The following is a 24,471-nucleotide window of genomic DNA, read 5'->3' as shown; positions in this document are numbered from 1 at the left end:
CCCGTGGATCTCTCTCACCTTATCGCGCGTAACGCGGCTTTCACGCCCGACAAGCCGGCGATCCATTTCGAAGGCGAGACGCTGAGCTACGCTGCGCTCAGCGCACGAATCACGCAGACAGCGCGCGCATTGAGCTCACAGTTCGGCATTGGGCGCGGCGATCGCATCGCGATCCTGAGCTTGAACCGGCCGGACTATCTGGTGCTGCTCTATGCCTGCGCACGGCTCGGCGCCATCCTGGTGCCGTTGAACTGGCGGCTCGCGGTTGCCGAGCAGACGTTCATTCTCGCCGATGCTTCGCCGAAGGCGCTGGTATTGGAGCAGGCGTTCGCGCCGGTGCTCCCAACGCTCGCGGAACGGCTGCCCGCAACCCGCCTCGTCGGGTTCGACTTCGCACCGGAGCACGGCCTCGCCTTCGATGCGCTGATCGCGCGCGGTCACGACGACGTCTCCGATGCCGATGCTGACCTCTCCTGCCCGCTGCTGATCGTCTACACCTCCGGCACCACCGGCCGGCCGAAAGGCGCGGTGCTGCGCCAGGAAGCGCTGTTGTGGAATGGGGTGATGAGCCAGCACATGCATGGTCTCACCTCTGATGACCACGTGCTGACGGTGCTGCCGTTGTTTCATGTCGGCGGCCTCAATATCCAGACCACGCCCGCGCTGCATCACGGCGCGACCGTGACGCTGCATTCCCGCTTCACGCCGGACGCGACGCTCACCGCGATCGCGCGCGACCGCCCAACCCTCACCGTGCTGGTGCCCGCGACCATTCAGGCTGTGACCGAGCATCCGGCCTGGACCGACACCGATCTCTCCTCGCTGAGGGCGATCGCCACCGGCTCGACCATCGTGCTGCCGGCGCTGATCGACCGCATTACCGCACGCAACGTGCCGGTGCTGCAGGTCTATGGCTCGACCGAGACCTGTCCGATCGCGATCTACACGCGGATCACTGGCGACCTGTCGCGTGACGGTTCGACCGGCCTGGCCGGCCTGTGCTGCGAGGCTGCGATTGTCGATGGCGACGGCAATGCGGTGGCGCCGGGCACGCCGGGCGAAATCGTCGTGCGCGGTCCCAACGTGCTCACCGAATATTGGGGCAACCCTGATGCGACACGGAAGGCGCTGCAGGACGGCTGGTATCGCACCGGCGATATCGCCCGCCGCGATGCCGATGGCTATTTTTATGTGCTCGAGCGCAAGAACAATCTGATCATCTCGGGCGGTGAGAACGTCTACCCCGCCGAGATCGAGCGCGTGCTGATCGAGCATCCCGATGTCATCGACTGTGGGGTCATCGGCCGGCCGGACCCGCGCTGGGACGAGGTTCCAGTGGCCTTCGTTGTCAAGCGTCGCGGTGCATCGCTGGACGCTGAAAGCCTGAAGCTGCATCTTCAAACGCAGCTCGCCCGATTCAAGCTGCCACGCGAGATCATCTTCGTTGACGATCTGCCGCGCACCGCGCTCGGCAAGGTGCAGCATCATGTGCTGCGGCAGCTCGACAAAAACGCGCCATGAACATATGCGCTCGATGTCCGCGCAGTCGCGCTGAATCACGGAGAGTGCCATGAAGATAGCAGTGCTGGGCGGCGGCAACGGCTCCTTCGCAGCGGCCGGTGATCTTGCACTCCAGGGCCATCACGTCAGCTTCTGGCGGCGTGACAGAGAGCTGGTCGCGCAGCATAAGGCCGCCGGCTCGACGATCGCCGTCAAGGACGTCAATGGCTGCCACGACGTCACGCTCGATCTCGTCACCACCGACATCGCGGAAGCTGTTGGTGGTGCCGAGCTGATCCTCTGCCCCGCGCCCGCCTTTGCGCAGGCTGATATCGCACGCCGTCTTGCACCGCACTTGAAAGATGGTCAGGTCGTATTCCTGCCGCCGGCGACCTTTGGCAGCATGATCTTCGCGCTCGCCGCGCGCGACGCCGGCAATAAGGCCAAGGTCAGCTTTGCCGAGACCGGCACCCTGCCGTGGCTGACCCGCAAGCACGGTCCGTTCGAAGTCGCGATCACCGTCCGCGCCAAGCGGTTGCCGATCGGGGTGTTTCCAGAGGTGGGCGCCGAGCACGCGCTCGACGTGATCGGCCGCGCTTTTCCCGGCGTCATCGAACCCTGTGGTGATGCGCTGTCCGGCGCGCTGATGAATGCCGGCTGCATCATCCACCCACCGCTGATCGTGATGAATGCGGGCCCGATCGAGCATTTCGAGCGCTGGGACATCCACAAGGAAGGCACGCAAGGCGCGATCCGCCGCGTGACCGATGCGCTCGATGCCGAGCGCATCGCCGTGCGCGAAGCACTGGGCTATGGCCCACCGCATTTCCCGATCGCGCATCACTATGCCAGCGAAGGCGAGATCTGGATGTATGGCCGTGGCTCGCATGATCGCCTGACCGATTCCGGCGATTGGCGCGAACATCTGGTGCTGACCGAGCATCGCTACATGCGCGAGGATCTGCGGCTCGGCCTCTCGTTCCTGATCTCGGCCGCCGAGCTCACAGGCACCGCGACGCCGTTGGCGTGCGCTTTTCTTGCGATCGGGGGCGCCATCTGCGGCGAGAGTTTCACCGCGACGGGCCGGACGCTGGCGGGTCTCGGTCTTGGCGCCCTGGACCGCACCGCGCTGCAAAAGCTGCTGCGCGACGGATTCCCGGCATGACGGCGCGGACGCCCATCGCCTGTCTCGGCGCCGGCCGCATGGGCCGGGGCATTGCGGTCGCCTTCGCCTATGCCGGTCACCCCGTCACCATGATCGATGTCAAGGAGAGGACGCCAGAACAGTTCGCCAAGCTCAAAAGCGACGCGCTCGGCGAGGTCAGGGCGACGCTTGCGACCATGACCAGACTCGGCATGCTCAGGGACAGTCAAGCCGAGATCGTGATGAGTCGTGTCGCCGTGGTGCCTGCGCGCGAGAGCAGCACCGCGCTGGCTGAGACCGGCCTGGTGTTCGAAGGCGTACCCGAGATCGTGGATCTCAAGCGCGAGGTGCTGGCCGCGGCCTCGCGCGCCGTCAGGTCTGACGTGATCATTGCATCGACAACCTCGACCATCCTTGTCGATGACCTCTCCGGCGCGGTCGTCAATCCCAGGCGTTTCCTCAACGCGCATTGGCTGAATCCGGCCTATTTGATTCCGCTGGTGGAGATTTCGCCGGGCAGCGCGACCGATCCTGACGTGGTCACCGAACTGAAGGCGCTGTTAGAAGGCATCGGCAAGGTGCCGGTCGTCTGCGCGGCGACGCCGGGCTTCATCGTCCCGCGCATCCAGGCGCTTGCGATGAACGAGGCCGCGCGCATGGCCAGTGAAGGCGTTGCCAGCGCCGAGGAGATCGACAAGGCGATCCGCTACGGCTTCGGCTTTCGCTACGCGGTGCTGGGCTTGCTCGAGTTCATCGACTGGGGCGGCGGCGACATTCTCTACTATGCGAGCCGCTATCTCGAAGGCGCGCTGGGCAGCGACCGCTACCGCGCGCCCGAGGTGATCGCGCGCAACATGGAGCAAGGCCGCATCGGCCTGCGCACCGGGGCCGGCTTCCTTGACTACACAGGCATGGATGTCGAGGCCTATCGCGAGCAGCGCCTCGCCGCGCTGGTCGACATGCTCCGCCATTTCAAGCTGGCAAGGCCACCGGTCGTGGATTGAAGGGTCACCCGTCATTGCGAGGAGCGAAGCGACGAAGCAATCCAGACTTCCTTCCTGACTCTGGATTGCTTCGCTTCGCTCGCAATGACGCTCCGCAAGACCTGCTAACCGAACACGTCTTGCAGCACGCCGTCCTTGATCACGACGGTGCCGTCGAGTTCGATCGTGGTGCCCATCATTGGCAGGTCGAAATGGCCTGCCGTGTAGCGGCCGGCGAATTCATTGGCGCCGGTTGAGAACAGAAAGTTGCCCGGCACGGCCCGCAGCTCGGTGCCATTGGTGTCGCGCTGGTCGTACATCGACAGAGCCTCATAGCGCGCGCCGGGATTCATGCCCCAGCCGACATGCGACACCGCATAGGCCTCGCGGTCGCCCCAGGAGGCCAGATAAGCACGCATCATCGCGGCATCCGTCCCCTCGCCTTCCAGCTCGGTGACGTAGTCGTCTTTCAGCGTCATCTTCACCTGCGAGGTGAGATAACGCTTGAAGGTGAGATTGATGTCGCCGGGCGCCATCACCAAGGTGCCATTGACGGAGCCGCTCTTCGGAAAGCTGACGACAATGCCGCCCGGCCAGTGCGCCAGCGTGCCCGGCCGATCGGTCCAGCCCCAGACGCCGACGGTCGAGGCGCCCTCCATGATCACGTTGAGATCGGTGCCCGCCTTCGAGGTCACGCGCATGCGCTTGGTTGCGCGCAGCATCTTGGCTGCGGCGCGCACGCGCTTCTCCAGCGCCGGATCCGGCACCATGCGCTCGAGTGCCTCGGGGTGCTCGTTGGAGATCACGAGGATACGCGCACCCGCTTTCAGGATTTCCGGCGTCTCCACCGCATGCATCAGGCCCTCGATGGTGCAGTCGACCACGAAGCCGGCCTGCTGCAGCGCGCCGACCACCGGCGCAAGCCGGCCGATCGCCTCGGAGGCGCCGGTCGAGCGCACCGGCACCGGATGCCGGTTGCGCGGCGTCGGCACCACGAGATGAAACGGCCGTGCGCCCATGCGCAACAGCGCCAATTCCGACAGGTGGACATTGAGCGCGCGCGACTGAGTCTCGGAGAGGATCGCCGCGATATCGCCCGGCTTCACCGCGCAGCGCTCGAAGATCTCGCAAAATGCGTCAATCCATTTCGCCTCAATGCGATCCGCGAACATGCTCTTCCTCCAAATGTCTTCTCGGCGTTCTATCAGACTTCAGGGAAGCCGCGCAGCAGGTAAGAACGCAGCGCGCCAAGCAGGCCATTGAGGATCAGCCCAAGAGCCGAGATCGTAATCAGCGGGACGAACATGTCGACGGCCTGGAACTGCCGTGCCGCCGCGACCAGCACGTGGCCGAGGCCGTCCGTCGAGGTGATCATCTCGGCCAGGAACACCACGATGCAGGAGATGACGAGGCCGATGCGGCAGCCGGTGAGGATCGACGGCATGGCGGCCGGCAGCACCACCTTCCACAACACCTCGCGCGGCGGCGTGCCTGCGGCGAGCGCCGACCAGACCAGTTTCTGCTCGACGATCGAGGCGCCGTAGTAAGTGGATAGCAAGATCGGGAACAGCGCATCGGCCGTGACCAGCGTGATCTTGGATTCATGGCCGAAGCCAAGCAGCAGCAGGAAGGCTGGATAGAGCGCGACCTTGGGCAGCGGCGCCAGCACGCGAACCAGTGGCCGCACCGCGGCATTGACAGGCGGACTAACCGCGGCGGCAATGCCAATGGCGACGCCCAGCACCACCGCGATGGCAAAGCCCGCGAACAGCCGGAACAGTGTCGCCGCGATGTCCTGCTGGAACGACGTGTCGAGCAACTGCTCGCCCATGCGGGCAAACACCTGCCCCGGCGGCGGCAGCAAGGTTGCAGGCGCACAGCCGAACGAGATCAGCGCCTGCCAGAGCAGCAGCACGAGCACGATCGGCAGCAGGCCCAACACAAGCTCGGAGATGCCGCGCATGGTCATGAGAAGCTCAGCGGAATATCGAATTGCGGCTCGGACCAGCGCACCAGGCGCGCGCGGGCGACCTCGAACGCGGCATCGAAGCAGATACCCATCGCGCCGACGATGATGATCATCGCAAACACGGTGTCGTACTGGCCCATATCAAGCGCATTGAACAGGATGTTGCCGGCGCCGGACTGGCGCGCGATCATCTCGCTGGTGACCATCGTGATCAGCGCCAGCACCAGCCCGGTGCGGCAGCCGGTGAGGATTTCCGGCAATGCCGCCGGGAACACGATGCGCACTAACCGCTGGGCCGCCGTCAGCCCCATTGCGGCTCCCGACCACAGCATCTTCTCCTCGACCGCCTTGGCGCCCTCGAAAGAATGATAGATCACCGGCAGGCTGACGCCGAGGAAGATCACCAGTGTCTTGGAGAGATCGCCGACACCGAGCCAGAGCATGATGATCGGCATCAGCGCCGCCTTCGGCACCGGATAGATGATCATCAGGAGCGGATTGAAGAACGCGGCGATCGCGCGGCTGCGGCCCATCAGAAGACCCAGCGGGATCGAGACGGCGACAGCGAGCACCAGCCCAATTGCCATCCGCCGCAGCGAATCCGCGATGTTGAGCAGGGATTCCTTTTCAGTGAGAATCGCGGGAATCGCGCGCAATGACTCCAACGCGGTCGGAAAGCTCTCATTGCCGAGCCCCAGCGAACCGAGCTGCCAGATCACCAGCAGGCCGAGGCAGGCGAGCACCGGCGCCAGTCGTGTCAGGGCCGGCTTCATATCGGGAGCTCGACGTCGCCGGCATCGTCGAACATGCGCTCGATGTCGACGATGTATTTCTGGTAGCGCGGATCGAGCAGCAGCTCGTCGCGTCGTCGTGGTCGCGGCAGGTCGATGTCGATCACCTGGCGGATGCGGCCGGGCGAGCGCGTCATCATCACCACCTTGTCGGACAGGAAGACGGCCTCCTCCACCGAATGGGTCACGAACAGCACGGTCTTGCGGTCACGCTCCCAGATGTTGAGCAGGTCGTTCTGCAGCCTGGTGCGGGTGTGCGCGTCGAGCGCGCCGAACGGCTCGTCCATCAGCAGCACCTCGGGGTGATAGGCGAGCGTGCGCGCCAGCGCGACGCGCTGCTTCATGCCGCCGGACAGCTCCTTCGGATAGAAGGTCTCAAAGCCCTTGAGGCCGACCATCTCGATCAGCGCACGCGCCTGTGCTTCGGCCTCGGCCGGCTTTACGCCCTGCTGACGCGGGCCATACATCACGTTGCCGAGCACTGTCTTCCAAGGGAACAGCGCGAACTCCTGAAACACCGGCCCGCGCTCGGGGCCGGGTCCCTTGATCGGACGCCCCTTCATCGTCGCGGCGCCCTCAGTCGGGCTGACGAAACCGCCGACGATGTAGAGCAGCGTGGATTTGCCGCAGCCTGAGGGACCGAGAATCGAGACGAAGGCGCCCTCCTCGACCGACAGCGAAATATCCGACAGCGCCAGATGGTCACGGCGCGCCTTGGTCTGGAATCGCTGGGAGACGTGCTCGATCGCAATGATCGGCTTGGCCCGCGCTGCCGGCGCAGGCTCCATGCGATGATCAGATCGTATCGGCGTCACGCTCATCCAAGGTCTCGTCTACGAGGTCGCTTCCGCGAAAGCTTAGCAAACTTCCTGCCAATCGCCCGGAAAGGTCTACTCGATCTCCTGGTCGAACCACGGCCACTCCGCAGGGCCCTCATGGGTCACCGCGCCGAGCGGCGCCTGCCCAACCAGCTTCGCATATTTGGCGAGCGCCCCGGCGCGATGCCGCGGGGCGCGGGGCGACCACGCCTCGCGCCGTGCAGCGAGTTCGCCTTCGTCCAGCAGCAGGTCGAGCCGGCGCGCCTTGGCATCAATGCGGATGCGATCGCCATCGCGCACCAGGGCGAGCGGCCCGCCAACAAAGGCCTCGGGCGAGACATAGCCGATGCACATGCCGCGCGTCGCGCCGGAGAAGCGGCCGTCGGTGATCAGCGCCACCTTCTCGCCCATGCCCTGGCCATAGATCAGCGCGGTGACGCCAAGCATCTCGCGCATGCCGGGGCCGCCGACCGGACCTTCGTTGCGGATGATCAGCACCTCACCGGCCCGATAGTTGCGGTCGCGCACCGCGGCAACGCAGGCCTCCTCATCCTCGAACACGCGGGCGGTACCCTCGAAAACGAGATTCCTCAGCCCGGCGACCTTGATCACCGCACCGTCGGGCGCGAGATTGCCCCTGAGCACCGCGACGCCGCCGTCAGACATGATCGGCGTGCGCGGATGGAAGACGATCTCGCCATCGGGCGCATTGGCATAGCCATACTCGTCGGCGAGTGTCCTGCCGGTAACAGTGAGAGACGAACCATCGATATGGCCGCTCTCGATGAGCGCACGGATCACCACCGCCGCGCCGCCGATATCATAGACATCCTTGGCGGTGTATTTGCCGCCCGGCCTTAAGTTTCCAATCAGCGGCGTGCGTGCAAACACCTCGCCGACATCGTCGAGCGTGAAGCGGATACCGGCCTCGTTGGCGATCGCCGGCAAATGCAACGCCGCGTTGGTCGAGCCGCCGGTGGCGGCGACGATCGCCGCGCCGTTCTCCAGCGCTTTACGGGTGACAATCTCGCGCGGTAGCGGGCCGCCGCGCGCCAGCATTTGCATGATCAGCCGCCCGGCCTGCCGCGCGACATGGGCGCGCTCGGCATAGACGCCGGGAACCATCGAGACGTTGGGCATCGACAGCCCCATTGCCTCCGACAGCATGCCCATCGTGTTGGCGGTGAACTGGCCGGCGCAAGCGCCGATGGTCGGCAGGCAAGTGAGTTCGATATCCTTGAGCGTCGCCTCGTCGATCTCACCGGTCATGAAGCTGCCGACCGCCTCGTAGGAGTCAAGCACGGTCAGCGTCTTGCCTTGGAGCTTGCCCGGCAGCGCACTGCCGCCATAGATGAAGATCGACGGCACGTTGCAGCGGACCATGCCCATCATCACGCCAGGCAATGTCTTGTCGCAGCCACCAAAGCCGATCAGCGCGTCATAGGCAAGGCCATGCACCACCGCCTCGATCGAATCGGCGATCAGCTCGCGCGAGAACAGCGAGAACTTCATGCCTTCGTGATTCATGCTGATGCCGTCGGAGACGGAGATCGTAGCGAATTCCCGGGGCACACCCCCTGCTTCCGATATGCCGGTCTTCGCGGCATCGACCTGGAAGTCGTGGGTCATGTTGCAGGGAGTCTGCTCGCCCTTCTGGCTGACGACGCCGATCATCGGCTTGGCGATATCGGCATCGTCCAGGCCCATGGCGCGCATGAAGGCGCGATGCGGCGCGCGATCGAGCCCGTCCGTCGTCACGCGCGACCGCAGCTTCTTCATTGTCGATATCTCCGCAAAGCGCTCCGGCCTCACCGGAGCGCGCGCTCGTCCGTTCGTGTGCCTTTACTGAAGCGGCGCCACGATCGACGGATGCTTGAACTGGGCGACATCCATCTTCGGCAGCATGCCGGTATCGGCATAGATGTCGAGCATCTTCTGGATCGCCGCGAAATTCGGCGCGGCGCCGGGATCGCGCCCGAAATCATTGTCCTTCAGGAGATAGGTGTCGATCACGGGCACCGGCACTTTCATCACTTCGGAGACGACCTTCAGCGTCTCATCGCGATTGGCGAGCGCCTTCTTCATACCGAGCGTGATGTCGCGGACATAGGCCTTGACGAGATCCGGATTCTTGTCGACGAAATCGGCGCGGCAGGCCTCCAGAATATGCACGATGTTCGGCATCGCCTCCGACAGCGCAAACAGCTTGCGCGTGCCGCCCTTCGCCTCGGCGCGGGCTGCAAACGGCTGGTTCATGTTGACGGCATCGACGCGGCCCTGCCGCAAGGCATCCTCGGCCACTGCGAAGCCGACCTCGACCAGTTTGATGTCCTTGGTCGGATCGAGCCCGGCCTGCTTGAGCAGCATGTTGAATGGACCCTGCGTGCCGCCGCCGATCACGGAGATGCCGACGGTCTTGCCTTTCAGGTCCGCGATGGTCTTGATCGGCGAGTCATCCTTGACCGCCCAATACACCGAGAAGCCGCCGGGCTTCTCGAACACGTGCTGGGCGACGATATAGGCCTTGAGGTTGCCGCCCTTGACGCCGTTGGCGAGCGACAGCGGCGCTTGCGTCGCACAATCGAGCGCGCCTGCGGCCAGCGCCTGCGTCATCGGCGCCGTGCCCTGAAACTGGGTCCATTCGACATTGTAGGTCTTGCCGAGATCGGGGAATTCGGTCGGCCGCTTCATCATCCAGTATTTGGATTCCTCGGCCGGAATCGTCCAGCCGACGCGGATGGTCTGCTGCGCCAGGGACGGACCTGCGCTCGCCGCAACCGCGGCCACTGCCATCGCCGCCACACCCCAGAACGTCCGCATTCCGCCCCTCCACCTGAAACCGGGAAAGGGCCAAATCTTTCATGGCTCAAATAGCTGCGCAAGCGCGGAAAACACGATGTGGTCGCCGCAGGTCCGGCAGCGCCCTCGCGGATCAGACCGCCAGCACGCTGGATCCGGCCGGGGATCGTCTCCCGACCGCGACGGCATGCGGGAGCATGCACTCGACGCGCTACGTCATATCCTGGAGATTACGCAGGCGATCCCGTTCGAGCGGACGGCAAAGCTGGCGCGGGGGCGTCCGACGCGCTAGGAGAGGCTCTCAATTCAAGCCTCGAGGAGTTCTCCATGTCGATCCAGCGTTTCGAAACCGGCCCGCGCATGAGCCAGGTCGTCGTGCACGGCAACACCGTCTATCTCGCCGGCGTCGTCGCGCAGAAGACCGCCGGCGAAAGCGTCACCAAGCAGACCGAAGAGATCCTGTCGATCATCGACGGTCACCTGGCGAAGGCCGGCACCGACAAGTCGAAGCTGCTCTCGGCGAACATCTACATCACCGACATGAAGACGTTCGGCGAGATGAACGCGGTGTGGGACGCTTGGGTCTCGCCCGGCAACACGCCGGCCCGCGCCACCGTCGAGGCCAAGCTCGCAGCACCACAATTCACTGTCGAGATCATGGTGGTGGCGGCGAAGTAAGCCGTCCACCGGGCACATAGCGGCGGCCCTCGCGGCCGTCGCTCTTTGGACGTTCTTCCTTCAGCTTGCGTCATCGGTCGATTTCCGGGAACCTTTGCGCCGCTGTCGCATCCAAGCCTGAAACGCTTCTTGTCCTTGCAAGCGAGGTGGCCATGGAACGGGCGATGATGCCGCGAGTACAGGCAGCATCCGGCAGCATCGGCGACATCGAGCTCGTGCGCCGGGCGCTCGCGCGCGACGAGACGGCGATTCGCGCCATCATCACCACGAACAACCGGCGGCTTTATCGGCTGGCCCGCGGCATCCTGCGGCGCGACCACGAAGCCGAGGACGTCGTTCAGGAAACCTATGTTCGCGCCTTCACTCATCTCGCCGACTTCCGCGGTGAGTCCAGCCTGTCGACCTGGCTGTCGCGGATCGTCATGAACGAGGCGCTGGGGCGGCTCCGCCGCGAACGGCCCGGCATCGAGCTGTCGTCCTTGCCGGAAGGCACGCTGGAAGCGCAGGTCATCCGGTTTCCCACCGCATCGACTGAAGATCCGGAAAGATCCATGGCGCAGCGCCAAATCCAGCACGTCGTCGAGGCTGCGATCGACGAATTGCCCGAACCATTCCGCCTCGTCTTCATCGCGCGCATGGTCGAAGGCATGAGTGTCGAAGACACCGCCGAGTTGCTCGCGCTCAAGGCTGAGACCGTGAAGACACGGCTGCACCGCGCCCGCGCCATGCTGCGCGCCAATGTCGAAAAGAAGATCGGACCGGTGGTCATGGACGCGTTTCCGTTTGCAGGCCGGCGCTGCGCCGGGCTGACCCATGCCGTGATGACGCGCCTCGGCTACGGCCAGACCGTCTGACGGGCTTCGGTCCATCCTCGCAAATTTCCGGGAACCTCCGGCGCCTCCCTTCATCCAACGGCTGTAACGGTCGAACGCGCCGATACGGCGCAGCACAGGGAGGACCAAGGCATGTCCATTCGATTTGGTGCGGCGCTCGCCGCGATGACACTCTTGAGCGGCGGGGCGCTTGCGGAGAACGCCAAGCTGACCGATCCGCAGATCGCCCATATCGCCTACACGGCGGGCACGATCGACATCGCCGCCGCCAAGCAGGCGCAGACCAAAGCTTCGAACAAGGACGTCAAGGCGTTCGCGGATGACATGGTGCGCGACCATGAAGCCGTGAACAAGCAGGCGCTCGACCTCGTCAAGAAGCTCAATGTCACGCCTGAGGACAACGACACCAGCAAGGCGTTGTCGAAGCAGGCTGCCGACCAGCTCGCCGAGCTTGGCAAGCTCAGCGGCGCTGCATTCGACAAGGCCTATGTCGCCAACGAGGTCGCCTATCACAAGACGGTCAATTCCGCGCTGGAAAAGCAGTTGATTCCATCAGCCAGCAATGGCGAGTTGAAGGACCTGCTGAAGACCGGCCTGAAGATCTTCCAGGGTCACGAGCAGCACGCCGAACACGTCGCGGCCGAGCTGAAATAGGAGCCGACCATGCAGACCGGCGGCCTTCGCCCGATCATCGTGGCAATCGTGATCGGCGCGACGGCCGTCCCGGCGGATGCGGCGACGATCCAGATTGTCATGGAGAATCTGGTGATTTCGCCGGCCGCGGCCTCGGCCAAGGTCGGCGATACCATCGAATGGATCAACAAGGATATCCTGGCCCACACCGCAACCGCCGGAAATGGCGATTTCGACGTGACGATTCCGCCAAAGCAGACGATGACGCTGGTTCTGAAGAAGGCCGGCAACATCGCATATTACTGCCGCTTCCATCCCAACATGAAAGCAACGCTCACGATCGCGCCATAGGATGAGGCGCGACTTCGGCGGCATGCCGCTGGTCGGCATCGAACGCGGCGCGGTTCTTGAGCTGAATCAAGGCGCGCCGCAGACATCGCTCTAGCCTCTTCACGGTATCGGGCGTGTTGGCGCTCAGGATGCCCGATGAAGCGGGGCCCGGACTCCTGCTGCGGGCCCGCGGCGTCGCCCACAGCCTGGTCGACATGGGCGAGACCCGGGCCATCGGGTCGCGTCCGGACGGGCGTCCGTGGGAGGTCGGCGTCGTCGATCCGGTCGTCGCGGGACGCACGGAAGCGGTGCTTCCGATCGTCGACCGCGCCGTGTCGACTTCGGGCGCCTATGGCTTCCAGTTCGATGCGGCGGGCCGCTTCAATCATCTCTCCGATCCCCGGACAGGCGCCTGCGCCGACCGTTACCGCAGCGTGACCACGGTGTCCCGCAACGCGACGGCCGCCGACGCGTTGTCCACGGCCTTCAGCCTGATGCAGAAACAACAGATCCAATCGCTGTTGCCACAGGTGGACATCGAGCGGGTTCATCTCGTCGACGCTGCGGGCAAACAGGTCGACCTCGTCGCGTGAAGTCATCGTCTTTCGAAACCAAAGCAAGGAGAATTGGATGAAACGAACTGCACTTGTAGCCCTGTTTCTGGCGGCCGGGCTCGGGCAGGCCAGCGCCCAGGATGCCGCCGCAGGCGAAAAGGTCTTCGCCGTCTGCAAGGCCTGCCACCAGGTCGGGGACAGCGCAAAGAATGCCGTCGGCCCTGTGCTCAACGGGCTGTTCGGCCGAAAGTCCGGATCGGTCGAGGGCTACAACTACTCCGATGCGAACAAGAAATCCGGCATCACCTGGGATGAGGCGACGTTCAGCGAGTACATCAAGGATCCGAAGGCCAAGATCCCGGGCACCAAGATGGCGTTTGCCGGCATCAAGGACGAGCAGAAGATCAAGGATCTGATCGCCTACCTGCACACCTTCGACAAGGCGCCCGTCAAACTCAGCCAGCAGTGAGGGCTTCGGTTCTGATAGCGCTCCGGAAAGCTCTCGCGAATGGGAGTGAAGATCACCCAGCCATCTGATGACGTCCGCTCCCGGTTGCGGGCGGCATACGAGCAAGACGCTGCGTAATTCATCGCGACATCCCACGTCGTCGCGGTTCACTTCCAGACGGTCGCCGCCGCCAACAATTGGTGGCGCTGACAGCGGGCGGAAGACATCCCTGAGCGCCTGCTTCGGGCGTGAAGCGGCCGGGCTGCGGAGGCGATCATGATCGTCCTGCCGGCTCGGCCTGCTCACTCCCGTTCGTGGCCGAGCAGCCTGTGCGTGCTGCGGTTCACGAAATGCAGCTTGCCGCATGCCGGGCAGTCCACCATCACGTACGCGTCGCGGTCGCCCTCCGCCTCGTCGGCGATAAGGTGCTGCACATATTGCCGAGTGCCCGGACATCGGAAGGTGATGATGCTCATGCGCGACCTTCGCGCAACGGGCATCGCCGGCCATGACCAGGATCAAGTTCCGCCGAGCTTGCGCAACCTGTAACGAAATGCGTGCAGTCCCACGCCATCGTCTCGGAACCATCGGCGCCATCATGGATTAGCTAGCTACCCCCCGGTCTGTAGGAACGCGATGCTGGACTTGTTTGGACATACGGACGAGGCCACCATTGGCGAGATCGCGGCCCGGCATGCGGCCATTCGCGGCGGCGGCGTGGAGTCCGAGAAGCAGTTCCGCGAGCTGCTTCAGGCGTTGCCGGCCGCGATCTACACCACGGACGCCGAAGGGCGTATCACCTTCTTCAACCGCGCTTGCATTGATTTCGCCGGACGCACGCCAAGGATCGGCGAGATGTGGTGCGTGACATGGAAGCTTTATCTGCCGGACGGCACGCCGCTGCCGCACGAAGAATGTCCCATGGCGATCGCGCTGAAGCAGAACCGGCCTGTGCGCGATGTCGAGGCCGTTGCCGAGCGGCCGGACGGCTCGCGCATCTGCTTCATGCCCTACCCGACCCCGCTGCGCGATGGCGACGGCCGCCTGATCGGCGCGGTCAACATGCTGGTCGATATCACCGCCCGCAAGCACGCCGAGCAGCGGATGATGCTGCTCACGGCCGAGGTCGATCATCGCTCGAACAATCTGCTCGCGGTGATCCAGGCGATGCTTCGGCTGACCAAGGCAAACACCGCCGAGGAGTTCCAGGCCTCGTTTCAAGGCCGGCTCAGCGCGCTCGCGCACGTGCAGAGACTGTTCTCCGCGTCGCGCTGGACCGGCGCTAGCCTCAGGACCATCGTCGAGGAGGAGCTCCGGCCATACGCAAGCGAGGACGGCAAACGGATCAGCATCGCGGGAGATGACATTCGCCTGCCGGCCACCCTGGCCCAGGCGATCGCGGTCGCCATCCATGAGCTCGCGACCAACGCCGCCAAGTACGGCTCGTTGTCGACGCCTTCTGGTCGGCTCGACATCAGCTGGGTGGCCGATGGCACGGAGCCGCTCGTGTTGCGCTGGTCGGAGAGCGGCGGGCCTGGGGTCAGGGAGCCCACGCGCAAGGGATTTGGCGTCGGCGCGATCGACGGCGTCATCCGTAACCTGCGGGGAACGATTACCCGGCAGTGGCGGGCGGAAGGACTGTTTTGCGAACTGTCGTTCCCGGAGATCGTGGGCTGCTCGCTGAAATCGCCGATGCTGCCGCAACAATGCTGAGCCGGAAGCCGGGCCCAATCCCACGAGATCTTGCAAGCAGCTCAATGCCTTGAGCCTGGCGGGGGCGGGAGGGATCGAACCCTGCAATAATCAGTTGCCGTCCAAGGATTTTTCCACTCCGGCCCGCCCGTTTGATTCCATCTTTGATTCCAAAGCAAAAGCCCTCGTCGGAATGACCAACGACGAAGCGGCGTACATCGAGGCCAGGGGCTGGAAAGCGAGCGTCGTTGCCGAGCCGAGAGCATCCCTTCTGTGCATCAAACGCCAGAGCTTTGAGGTCCGCCATGCCCGAAGCCGATTTCCTGCAGATCTGCACTCATGTCCGCTGCGGGGTAATGCGGACTCGTTTTGCTCAGCCCGAGCTTTTCCGAGCCACCGATGCGCCGACGGTCAGGCATCGAAGCTGCGACCACTACAATGTCAAGGTAGTCCGGAACACGAATTCTCGCGCAAAATCAAAGCGAAAAGGCCAGTAGACGTGCAAACGGAGTAAGAACAAGATCGGAACGAAACGCCATTTGCTGTTGACGTGCTGTTGACGGGCGGCGGCTGTCGAGGTTGGCTTCTATGCCAATCTCCCCGGGGCGTGGCCATGGTCTTCGGCGCTCGCGCCATCATGCGTGAGAGTGTCTTGACGCAAGCATCTCAAATTTTCCGATAGAGGGGCTAATCAAGAGGCGTGTGTTTTCGAGGAAAATCAAAGGCGATCCGACAAACGGATCGTTCAACGCGCATTGAACCCGCAAAAGGTTTTCACTTGTCGGAATGGTCCGGTCGCAGTCCTCTCGGAGAGCTCCAGAACGTCGGGGGTTCGAGTCGCTGGAGCCCTATCGCTTTTCCTCACACCAACCAGACGATACCTCATCCAATCTTGCGCATAGGCAGTACGTAGGATGGGTAGAACGAAGGCGAAACCCATCATGACTCTAGCAGAGACGGTGCTTGAGGGGTTTCGCAAGCGCTCAACCCCTCCCACGAGTTCTGTCATCGCAATACCGACCGGATACGAGCCGGACTTCGCCTCAGCTACCGATTAACCCAGTTCATATCCGGGTAACGCTCGCCCGCCGCCGTGTCTGCGAGACGGTCAAGCATTGCAAGATCGGCCGCGTCGAGGGTGATCGATACTGCTGCAGCGTTTTCCTCCAGCCGCTCGACTTTTGTCGTTCCCGGAATGGGCACGATCATCTCCCCCTGTGCCAGCACCCAGGCGAGTGCGATCTGGGCCGGGGTCACGCCCTTCTGCGTCGCGATCTCTCGGATGTGTTCGACGAGCTCCGCGTTTCGCTGGAGATTGGCGGGCTGGAAACGCGGCAAGGTGCGGCGGAAGTCGTCGTCGCGCAGAGTCTCGGGTCCGGCGATGTGGCCGGTGAGGAAACCGCGGCCAAGCGGACTGTAGGACACCAGTGCGATGCCGAGACGATTGAGCGTGTCTAAGACGCCGTTCGACGCGATATCGCGAGACCACACCGAAAACTCCGTTTGAACGGCGACGATTTCGTGCACGGCATGGGCCCGCGCTATCGTGTCCGCGCTCGCCTCGGAGAGGCCGATGAAGCGAACCTTGCCGTCATGCACCAGATCTGCCATCGCGCCGACCGTGTCTTCGACCGGGACGTCGTGATCGATGCGATGCTGATAATAGAGGTCGATGTGATCCGTGTTGAGCCGGCGGAGCGATCCCTCGACCGCGCGCATTACGTTCTCGGGCCTGCCGTTGATTTCGAGCGCGGCATAGCCGCGTTGTCCAGCCGGCGGCATGATACCGAACTTGGTTGCGAGGAACACCTTGTCGCGCCGCCCCGCGATCGCCTTGCCGACCAGCGTCTCATTATGCCCGCCACCATAGACTTCCGCGGTGTCGAGGAAAGTGACGCCGAGGTCCAGCGCGCGGTGGATGACGCGGATGCCGTCATCGTCGGTGACAGCGCCATAGATACCCGGGGACATGCCCATGCAGCCAAGACCGAGGGCGGACACAGCGACGCCGCTACGGGCGCCCAGCTTGCGAAGAGGAAGATTCGACATTCAGGTCTCCTTGGTTGGTGGAGCTGAATGTGCGTCTGGCAGATTGTTTCGGAATACATATAATCTGAACGGTCTACTGAGCTGAGTTCATCAATCGACATGCCGGACAACCTTTCGGATTTGGCCGCCTTTGCCGCAGTCGCAGCGCGGTTGAATTTCAGACGCGCGGCGGTGGACCGCGGCGTCTCGCCATCCGCGCTGAGCCACTCGATCCGCGGCCTTGAAGAGCGCCTTGGCGTGCGCCTGCTCAATCGCACGACCCGGAGCGTCACGCTGACCGAGGCAGGCGCCCAGCTGGTGGTGCAACTGCGCAACGCCTTCGACGATATCGACGCCGCGCTGGAATCGATCAACCGTTTCCGCGACAGCCCGGCCGGCGTGCTCCGTCTCAACGTGCCGCGCTCGGCGGTGCTGCTGCTCACGCCGATCGTCACCGCGTTCGTGCAGCAGTACCCCGACGTGAAGCTGGAGATCGTTACGGACGATGCTCTGGTCGATATTGTCGCCGCCGGCTTCGACGCCGGCATCCGCTTCGGCGAGCATCTGGCCCAGGATATGATGCGGTGCGGATCGGCGAGGAGCAACGCTTCGCCGTGGTTGGCGCGCCCGCCTATTTTGACCGACGCGGGACGCCGACGACGCCGCACGATTTGCACCGGCATTCGTGCATTCAGAGTGGGGCAATCTTTCGCTGGGAGTTCGAGAAGGACGGGGCGCCGCTCGACGTGGATGTACCGGGCCAGCTGACGCTCGACGATGCCGGCTTAATGCTTCGATGCGCAACCGCCGGCGTCGGCATCGCGTTTGTGTTCGAGAGAGAGGCCCAGCCGTTGTTGCGCGCTGGGCGCCTAAGCCGCGTGCTGGAAGACTGGTGCCCCCGTTTTCCGGGCATGTTTCTGTATCATCCGATGCGGCGGCAGATGCCGGCCGCGTTGCGGGCCTTCGTCGATGTCTCGCGCAGCATGCAGCGAGACCGTGCTTGATGGGTTTCGCAAGCGTTCAACCCATCCTACGAGTTCGACCGGTCCCCGAGGCGCATGGCGCCTGGCTCCTGCCTTCCATGCGGAATCGAAAGGCCGCTTTGCCCCTAACCGGAACTCTATTCGACCTTGTCAAGTCAACGACTATGCGTGAACTTAGTCAGTCACCATGACCAATGCGAAGCTGCAAAAATCTACTAGGCTTTTTGGTACTCGAGCTTAGCTCGGCTGGCCACACCGCTCCATCTGTGGCAGACTTGATTTTGTTCAACGAGCTCAACAGGGTATCTCGCCATCCGACATCGGGTGCCGTAGAGGCCAGCAGTTGAACCCAGTCTTCCGGTTCGGCGCGCATGGACAGCGACTTCCAGGTGTTATGGGAGGACGACGACCACATCTTTTGCCGGGCATCGCGCCAGGGCTCCGATGGTGGCCGCAAAACTGTGCTGGCCGTGCTTCCCGCCGAGCACGCCCCATCGACGAGCCGGGATCGCCTGGCTCAGGAATATGCACTAAAGGACGAACTCGACAGCGCTTGGACCTTGCGGCCACTCGAACTTGTCAGTGAGGGCGGCCGGCCCGTGCTGCTGCTCGAGGATCCCGGCGGCGAGCCGCTGGAGCGCCAGCTCCAAGCGCCCATGCAAGTGGGAACTTTCTTGCATCTCGCCGTCAACATCACGGCGGCTCTCGGCAAGGTCCATCAGCGTGGGCTCGTGCACAAAGACATCAAGCCGCACAACATCATCGTGAATCGCGCGACCGGCGAAGTCAGACTCACGGGTTTCGGCATTGCCTCGCGACTCCCGCGCGAGCGCCAATCACCCGAACCGCCTGAAACCATCGCCGGCACCCTCGCCTATATGGCACCCGAGCAGACCGGACGAATGAACCGCTCGATCGACGCGCGCAGTGATCTATACGCGCTGGGCGTCACCTTCTATCAGATGCTCGCCGGCGCGCCCCCCTTTACCGCAGCCGATCCGATGGAATGGGTGCACTGCCATATCGCCAGGAGGCCTGTGCCGCCTGCCGAGCGTCGGAAGCAAGTGCCCAATATCCTTTCGGCCATCATCATGAAGCTGCTCGCCAAGACCGCCGAGGAGCGCTATCAGACCGCGACCGGTCTGGAGAGCGATCTCCGGCGCTGCCTCGCCGCCTGGGAGGCTCGGCAGGCGATCGACGACTTCCCCCTGGGCGAGCGCGACATCGCGGACCGGCTGCTCATCCCCGAGACGCTCTATGGGCGCGCGCGAGACATCGAAGTCCTGCTCGCGGTCTTCGACCGCATGGTCCAGAGCGGTACGCCTGAGCTGGTGCTGGTGTCGGGATACGCCGGCATCGGCAAGTCAGCTGTCGTCAACGAGCTGCACAAGGTGCTGGTGCCCTCGCGCGGCCTGTTCGCCGACGGCAAATTCGACCAATACAAGCGCGACATTCCCTATGCCACACTGGCGCAGGCGTTCCGCAGCCTGCTCCGGGGCTTTCTGGCGAAGAGCGAGGTCGAGCTGGCGCCCTGGCGCGATGCCCTGCACAAGGCGTTAGGCCCGAACGGCGGGCTGTTGGTGGACCTCGTCCCCGAGCTGAGGCTCATCATCGGCGAGCCGCCGCGGGTACCCGACCTGGCTCTGCAGGATGCGCAACGGCGCTTCCATCAAGTGGTGCGGCAGTTCATCGGCGTTTTCGCGCAACCGGAGCATCCGCTGGCGCTATTCCTCGACGACCTGCAATGGCTCGACTCGGCGACGCTGGACCTGCTCGAGGATCTGCTGACTCAGGCGGATGTGAGCCATCTGCTGCTGATCGGCGCTTACCGCGATAACGAGGTCGACGCCGCGCATCCGCTGCGGCGCAAGATCGCCGCCATCAAGAACCGCAGCGGCATCGTCGAGGAGATCGCGCTGGCGCCGCTTGCCACCGAGCATGTCGGGCAGCTGATCGCCGACTCGTTGCGTTGCGAGCCGAGTTATGCCGCGTCCCTGGTGCAGTTGGTGCAGGAGAAAACGGGCGGCAATCCGTTCTTCGCCATCCAGTTTCTTTACGAGCTCGTCGAGGAGCATTTGCTTGCGTTCGATCATACGTCGTCGTGCTGGACGTGGGATCTCGATCTCATTCGCGCCAAGGGCTATACCGACAATGTGGTGGACCTCATGGTCGGCAAACTCGCGCGCCTTCCGGCCAGCACGCAGGCAGCGTTGCAGCAGCTCGCCTGTCTCGGTAATACCGCCACGATCACGCTGTTGGCCCTCGTTCTGGGAAGATCGGCGGCTGAAGTCGACGCAGCGCTGTGGGAAGCCGCGCACGAGGAGCTGGTCGAGCAACGGCAAGGCTACTACAGATTCACCCACGACCGGGTTCAGGAAGCCGCCTATTCAAGCAAACCGGAAGCCGAGCGTGCGGAAGCCCATCTCGCCATCGGCCGGCTGCTCGCGGCGAATACTCCCACAGAACAGCACGGGGACGTGATCTTCGACATTGTCAATCAGCTCAACCGCGGCGTTGCGTTGATCACCTCACGAGACGAACAAGCAAAGCTGACCGAGCTCAACCTGCTCGCAGCCAAGCGCGCCAAAGCGTCCACCGCCTATGACTCGGCTCTGACCTATCTCAATGCCGGCGCGGCCCTGTTGCCGGAGGATTGCTGGGATAGCAGGCATGAACTTGCCTTCTCGCTGGAGATCAACCGGGCAGAATGCGAGTTCCTGACTGGCGCGCTGGCGGAAGCGGAGCGACGCCTGATGGCTCTCTCAGCCCGTGCGGCCGGCCCTGTCGAGTTAGCCACGGTCTCGTGCCTGCGCATCGACCTGTACACGAGGCTCGATCGGAGCAGCGATGCAATTGCTGTTGCTCTCGATTACCTCCGCCACCTGACCATCGACTGGCCACCCCATCCGACAGAGGAGGAGGCGCGAGGTGAATACGACCGCGTTCGGTCCCAACTTGGCGGGCGCCGTATCGAGGCTCTGATCGATCTGCCCTTAATGAGTGATCCGGTGTCCCTCGCGACTTTGAGCGTGCTGACCAGGCTGCTGCCGCCTGCACTATTTACGGATTTAAACCTCTTTTCCTTGGCCGTTTGTCGAGCGGTTAATCTCAGCCTTGAGCACGGAAACTGCGATGCCTCGTGCGTTGCTTATATGAGGCTTGGGATGATTGCCGGTCCTCGCTTCGGCGACTACGAGGCGGGATTTCGATTTGGTCTGCTCGGATATGAATGGGTCGAACGGCGCAGATTGACGCGATTTCATGCGCAGAGCTACATGCTCTTCGGAGCGCACCTCGCGCCATGGACGCGACATCTCCGGAGTGCGCGTGATTCGCTGCTTCGTGCTTTCGACGTCGCAAACAAGACCGGCGATCTCACGTTCGCCGCGTACGCCCGCGTCAATCTGAATTCGAATCTGCTCGCGGCTGGTGACCCGCTCGCCGAGGTGCAACGTGAAGTCGAGAGTGGCCTCGCGTTTGCGAAAGCGGCACAGTTCGGGCTGGTCGTTGACGTTGTCGTCAGCCAACTGCAGCTCATCCGGACCCTGCGGGGGCTGACGTCGAAATTCGGCTCCTTCGATGATGAGCAGTTTGAAGAGCTTCAGACTGAGCGCCGGTTCGCCGAGAATGCCAACCTCATGCGAGCGGACTGCTGGTATTGGATCCGAAAGCAGCAGGCGCGCTTTTTTGCAGGCGACTACGCGGCTGCGATTGAGGCGTCACAAAGGGCGCAGCGGCTGCTGTGGACGTCTATATCGCAGCTCGAAACTGCCGAATACGAATTCTATGGTGCATTGTCCCTCGCGATGGCCTGCGCCTCCGCCGCGCCTGCCCAGCGCCGGGAGTACCTCGCGGCACTGGCGGCGCACCTGCGACAGATCCAAATCTGGGCAAAGAATTGTCCGGAGAATTTCGAGAATCGCGCTGCGCTTGTCGAGGCGGAGGTCGCCCGCTTGGAGGGCCGCGAACTCGATGCCGAGCGTCTCTATGAGCACGCTATCCGCTCGGCCCGCGCCAATGGCTTTGTTCAAAACGACGCGCTTGCCAACGAACTCGCCGCACGCTTCTATGCGGCGCGCGGGTTTGAGAGGATCGCTCGTGCGTACTTGGCCGACGCTCGGCGTGCTTATTTGCGGTGGGGGGCTGATGGCAAGGTGCGGCAACTCGATCGCGTCTATGCCCACCTGGCAGAGGAAACAGCGGTGCCCACCCCGACGAGCACGATCGGGACCCCCCTGGAGCAGCTCGACCTCGCCACCGTCATCAAGTTGTCGCAAGCGGTCTCGGGCGCAATCGTCCGGGAGAAGCTGCTCACCACCGTCATGCGCACCGCTATCGAGCACGCGGGCGCCGAGCGCGGCCTGTTGGTTCTGTCGTACGGGGCCGAGTTGCGCATTGCCGCCGAAGCGACCACCGACGGCGACACGGTCGTCGTGCAGCTGCGCAACGAGCCCGTGACCGCAGCGCTCCTGCCGGAGGCGATCCTCCACTACATCTTGCGTACGCGGGAGAGCATCATTCTCGATGATGCCGCAGCCCAGAAACCGTTTTCAGCGGATCCCTACATCATTAAGCGCCAAGCGCGCTCTGTTCTCGGCCTGCCGGTGATCGCTCATGCGAATTTCATCGGCGTGCTGTACCTGGAGAACAATCTGGCTGCGCATGTCTTCGCGCCGGGTCGGATCGCGGTGCTAAAGCTGCTCGCCTCGCAGGCGGCAATCGCGCTGGAGAATGCCCACTTGTACCAGGATCTCGCAGAACGCGAGGCTAGGATTCGGCGCCTGGTCGAGGCCAACATCATCGGGATTATCATCTGGGAGCTTGGAGGTCGGATTCTGGAGGCGAATGATGCGTTTCTCCGCATCGTAGGATACGATCGCGAGGATCTCATTTCGGGCTGCCTGCGCTGGACTGACCTTACACCGCCGGAGTGGCTCGACCGCCACGTGCGATTGTGGATCCCGGAGCTAAAGATGATGGGGAGCGTGCAGCCGTTCGAGAAGGAATATTTCCGCAAGGACGGCAGCCGCGTGCCCGTTTTGATCGGCATGGCTGCATTCGACGAGCAACGAGATTACGGCGTCTCCTTTGTCGTCGACCTGACGGAGCGCAAGCGGTCGGAAGAGGCACTGCGGGAAAGCGAGGAGCGCTTTCGCACTCTTGTACAATTCTCCTTCGACGTGTACTGGGAATCCGATGCACGGCATCGCTTCACCCGCCAGGAGTTCGGCGAAGGTCTTCCCGACGCGCCGGCGCCTGGCTCTGAAATTGGGAAGACGTGGTGGGAAGTGCCCTATTTGGAGCCTGATGCGGAGGCCTGGCGCAAGCACCGGGAGACGCTCGATGCCCACCTGCCGTTCCGTGATTTCGAGCTGGCGCGGCCTACGCCTGACGGCGGCAAACGCTACGTGTCCATCTCGGGACTGCCGGTCCTCGACAAAGCAGGGCGCTTCATCGGTTATCGCGGCGTCGGACGGGACACCACCGAGCGCAAGCGGGCCGAAGAGACCTTGCGGGAGATGCAAAGGGAATTGGCGCATGCGAACCGCCTCGCCACCATGGGTGAGCTCACGGCCTCGATCGCCCATGAAGTAAGCCAGCCGATCGCTGGCGCATCGTTGAATGCCGATGCCGCCCTGCATTTCTTGGACAGAAGCCCGCCAGATGTTGCCAGAGCCAGGGACACGCTCGGTTGTATTGTGAACGACACCGATCGAGCCCGCGACATCATCGGGCGAATACGTGATCTCATCAAAAAAGCACCGCCAGTGAAGGATCGCCTGGATATCAACGAGGCGATCAGGGACGTGATCGAGCTCGTCCGGAGCGAAGCGGTGAAGAACGACGTCGCGGTGCAGACGGAACTCGGAGACGGTTTGCCACTCGTCGAAGGTGATCGCGTCCAATTGCAGCAAGTGATCCTCAACCTGATGGTCAATGCCATCCAAGCCATGGGCACGGTCGCGAGGGGATCGCGAAACGTGCTCATTACGACCGCTCGGGCCGAATCTGACGGCATTATCGTCGCGGTGAAGGATTCGGGACCAGGATTGGCCCCGGACACTCTCAAGCGCATCTTCGACCCCTTCTACACGACGAAACCTGGCGGTCTGGGGATGGGACTGTCAATCTGCCGCTCGATCATCGAAGCGCATGCCGGGCGCTTGTGGGTGACCGCCAATGCACCCCATGGCGCGATTTTCCACTTCACAGTGCCTGCCCATCCGGGCAGCGCGTCGTGACGATCCCGCATGGTTGCTTTTTGAGACCCCGCTCCGGCGTTCACGC

General features: G+C 63.5%; 19 protein-coding genes and 2 pseudogenes. 13 read left to right on the top strand and 8 right to left on the bottom strand.

Annotated elements, in window-relative coordinates; all coding sequences use genetic code 11:
* Positions 1–3 precede the first annotated feature (3 nt).
* The 3 genes from P6U24_RS13015 to P6U24_RS13005 are packed head-to-tail and all read left to right on the top strand — an operon-like array spanning position 4 to position 3,648.
* Positions 4–1,521: a class I adenylate-forming enzyme family protein gene (locus P6U24_RS13015; RefSeq protein ID WP_407159498.1), complete on the top strand. Its 1,518-nt coding sequence runs from the start codon at positions 4–6 to the stop codon at positions 1,519–1,521.
* Positions 1,522–1,570: 49 nt separating this feature from the next.
* Entirely contained in the window at positions 1,571–2,665 is a 1,095-nt protein-coding gene (locus P6U24_RS13010) for an NAD/NADP octopine/nopaline dehydrogenase family protein (protein WP_407159497.1), read from the top strand.
* On the top strand, positions 2,662–3,648 hold the full coding sequence (locus tag P6U24_RS13005) for a 3-hydroxybutyryl-CoA dehydrogenase (protein WP_407159496.1): 987 nt from the start codon (positions 2,662–2,664) through the stop codon (positions 3,646–3,648). The genes P6U24_RS13010 and P6U24_RS13005 overlap by 4 nt, the downstream gene beginning before the upstream one ends.
* A gap of 104 nt (positions 3,649–3,752) precedes the next feature.
* Here P6U24_RS13005 and P6U24_RS13000 read toward each other — a convergent pair whose 3' ends face one another.
* From P6U24_RS13000 to P6U24_RS12975, 6 genes are all read right to left on the bottom strand, one after another.
* A complete protein-coding gene (locus P6U24_RS13000) occupies positions 3,753–4,799 on the bottom strand; it encodes a peptidase M29 (protein WP_407159495.1) in 1,047 nt (348 codons plus the stop codon).
* Positions 4,800–4,831: 32 nt separating this feature from the next.
* Positions 4,832–5,596, bottom strand: a complete 765-nt coding sequence (locus P6U24_RS12995) for an ABC transporter permease (protein WP_407159494.1) — start codon at positions 5,594–5,596, stop codon at positions 4,832–4,834.
* Positions 5,593–6,369, bottom strand: coding sequence for an ABC transporter permease (locus P6U24_RS12990; protein ID WP_407159493.1), 777 nt, complete (start codon positions 6,367–6,369; stop codon positions 5,593–5,595). The genes P6U24_RS12995 and P6U24_RS12990 overlap by 4 nt, the downstream gene beginning before the upstream one ends.
* Complete coding sequence (locus tag P6U24_RS12985) at positions 6,366–7,208, bottom strand: ABC transporter ATP-binding protein (RefSeq protein WP_407159492.1); 843 nt, start codon at positions 7,206–7,208, stop codon at positions 6,366–6,368. The genes P6U24_RS12990 and P6U24_RS12985 overlap by 4 nt, the downstream gene beginning before the upstream one ends.
* A gap of 69 nt (positions 7,209–7,277) precedes the next feature.
* A complete protein-coding gene (gene ilvD / locus P6U24_RS12980; RefSeq protein ID WP_407159491.1) occupies positions 7,278–8,984 on the bottom strand; it encodes a dihydroxy-acid dehydratase in 1,707 nt (568 codons plus the stop codon).
* Positions 8,985–9,047: 63 nt separating this feature from the next.
* Entirely contained in the window at positions 9,048–10,025 is a 978-nt protein-coding gene (locus P6U24_RS12975) for an ABC transporter substrate-binding protein (protein WP_407159490.1), read from the bottom strand.
* 306 nt (positions 10,026–10,331) lie between these two features.
* On the opposite strand from P6U24_RS12975, the gene P6U24_RS12970 reads away from it, so the two are divergent.
* The 7 genes and pseudogenes from P6U24_RS12970 (at position 10,332) to P6U24_RS12940 (ending at position 13,690) form a co-directional block, all read left to right on the top strand.
* Positions 10,332–10,682, top strand: coding sequence for a RidA family protein (locus tag P6U24_RS12970; RefSeq protein ID WP_407159489.1), 351 nt, complete (start codon positions 10,332–10,334; stop codon positions 10,680–10,682).
* Between the two features lie 167 nt (positions 10,683–10,849).
* Entirely contained in the window at positions 10,850–11,536 is a 687-nt protein-coding gene (locus P6U24_RS12965; RefSeq protein WP_407160440.1) for an RNA polymerase sigma factor, read from the top strand.
* Positions 11,537–11,647: 111 nt separating this feature from the next.
* Positions 11,648–12,169 (top strand): DUF4142 domain-containing protein, encoded by a 522-nt coding sequence (locus P6U24_RS12960; RefSeq protein WP_407159488.1) that lies wholly within the window; start codon positions 11,648–11,650, stop codon positions 12,167–12,169.
* A gap of 9 nt (positions 12,170–12,178) precedes the next feature.
* Positions 12,179–12,499, top strand: a complete 321-nt coding sequence (locus P6U24_RS12955) for a cupredoxin domain-containing protein (protein WP_407159487.1) — start codon at positions 12,179–12,181, stop codon at positions 12,497–12,499.
* 128 nt (positions 12,500–12,627) lie between these two features.
* On the top strand, positions 12,628–13,071 hold the full coding sequence (locus P6U24_RS12950) for an FAD:protein FMN transferase (RefSeq protein ID WP_407159486.1): 444 nt from the start codon (positions 12,628–12,630) through the stop codon (positions 13,069–13,071).
* Positions 13,072–13,108: 37 nt separating this feature from the next.
* Complete coding sequence (locus tag P6U24_RS12945) at positions 13,109–13,501, top strand: c-type cytochrome (RefSeq protein WP_407159485.1); 393 nt, start codon at positions 13,109–13,111, stop codon at positions 13,499–13,501.
* Between the two features lie 39 nt (positions 13,502–13,540).
* Positions 13,541–13,690 (top strand): annotated as a pseudogene (locus P6U24_RS12940) (hexameric tyrosine-coordinated heme protein).
* Positions 13,691–13,782: 92 nt separating this feature from the next.
* Here the strand turns inward: P6U24_RS12940 and P6U24_RS12935 are convergent.
* Positions 13,783–13,956 carry a hypothetical protein gene (locus P6U24_RS12935; RefSeq protein ID WP_407159484.1) on the bottom strand — a complete coding sequence of 58 codons (174 nt, stop codon included), beginning with the start codon at positions 13,954–13,956 and terminating at the stop codon, positions 13,783–13,785.
* Between the two features lie 160 nt (positions 13,957–14,116).
* On the opposite strand from P6U24_RS12935, the gene P6U24_RS12930 reads away from it, so the two are divergent.
* The gene (locus P6U24_RS12930) at positions 14,117–15,193 is read left to right on the top strand and encodes an HWE histidine kinase domain-containing protein (RefSeq protein WP_407159483.1); all 1,077 of its coding nucleotides are present in this window, start codon (positions 14,117–14,119) and stop codon (positions 15,191–15,193) included.
* Between the two features lie 1,026 nt (positions 15,194–16,219).
* Here the strand turns inward: P6U24_RS12930 and P6U24_RS12925 are convergent.
* A complete protein-coding gene (locus tag P6U24_RS12925) occupies positions 16,220–17,221 on the bottom strand; it encodes an aldo/keto reductase (RefSeq protein WP_407159482.1) in 1,002 nt (333 codons plus the stop codon).
* A 99-nt stretch (positions 17,222–17,320) separates the two neighbouring features.
* Here P6U24_RS12925 and P6U24_RS12920 point away from each other — a divergent pair.
* Together P6U24_RS12920 and P6U24_RS12915 are read left to right on the top strand one after the other, a co-directional pair.
* Positions 17,321–18,204 (top strand): annotated as a pseudogene (locus tag P6U24_RS12920) (LysR family transcriptional regulator).
* A gap of 350 nt (positions 18,205–18,554) precedes the next feature.
* Complete coding sequence (locus P6U24_RS12915) at positions 18,555–24,425, top strand: AAA family ATPase (protein WP_407159481.1); 5,871 nt, start codon at positions 18,555–18,557, stop codon at positions 24,423–24,425.
* Positions 24,426–24,471 lie beyond the last annotated feature (46 nt).

Source organism: Bradyrhizobium sp. STM 3557 (assembly GCF_045571465.1).
In the GTDB taxonomy this organism is placed as follows: domain Bacteria; phylum Pseudomonadota; class Alphaproteobacteria; order Rhizobiales; family Xanthobacteraceae; genus Bradyrhizobium.
This window is presented reverse-complemented; position numbering and strand designations above follow the sequence as displayed.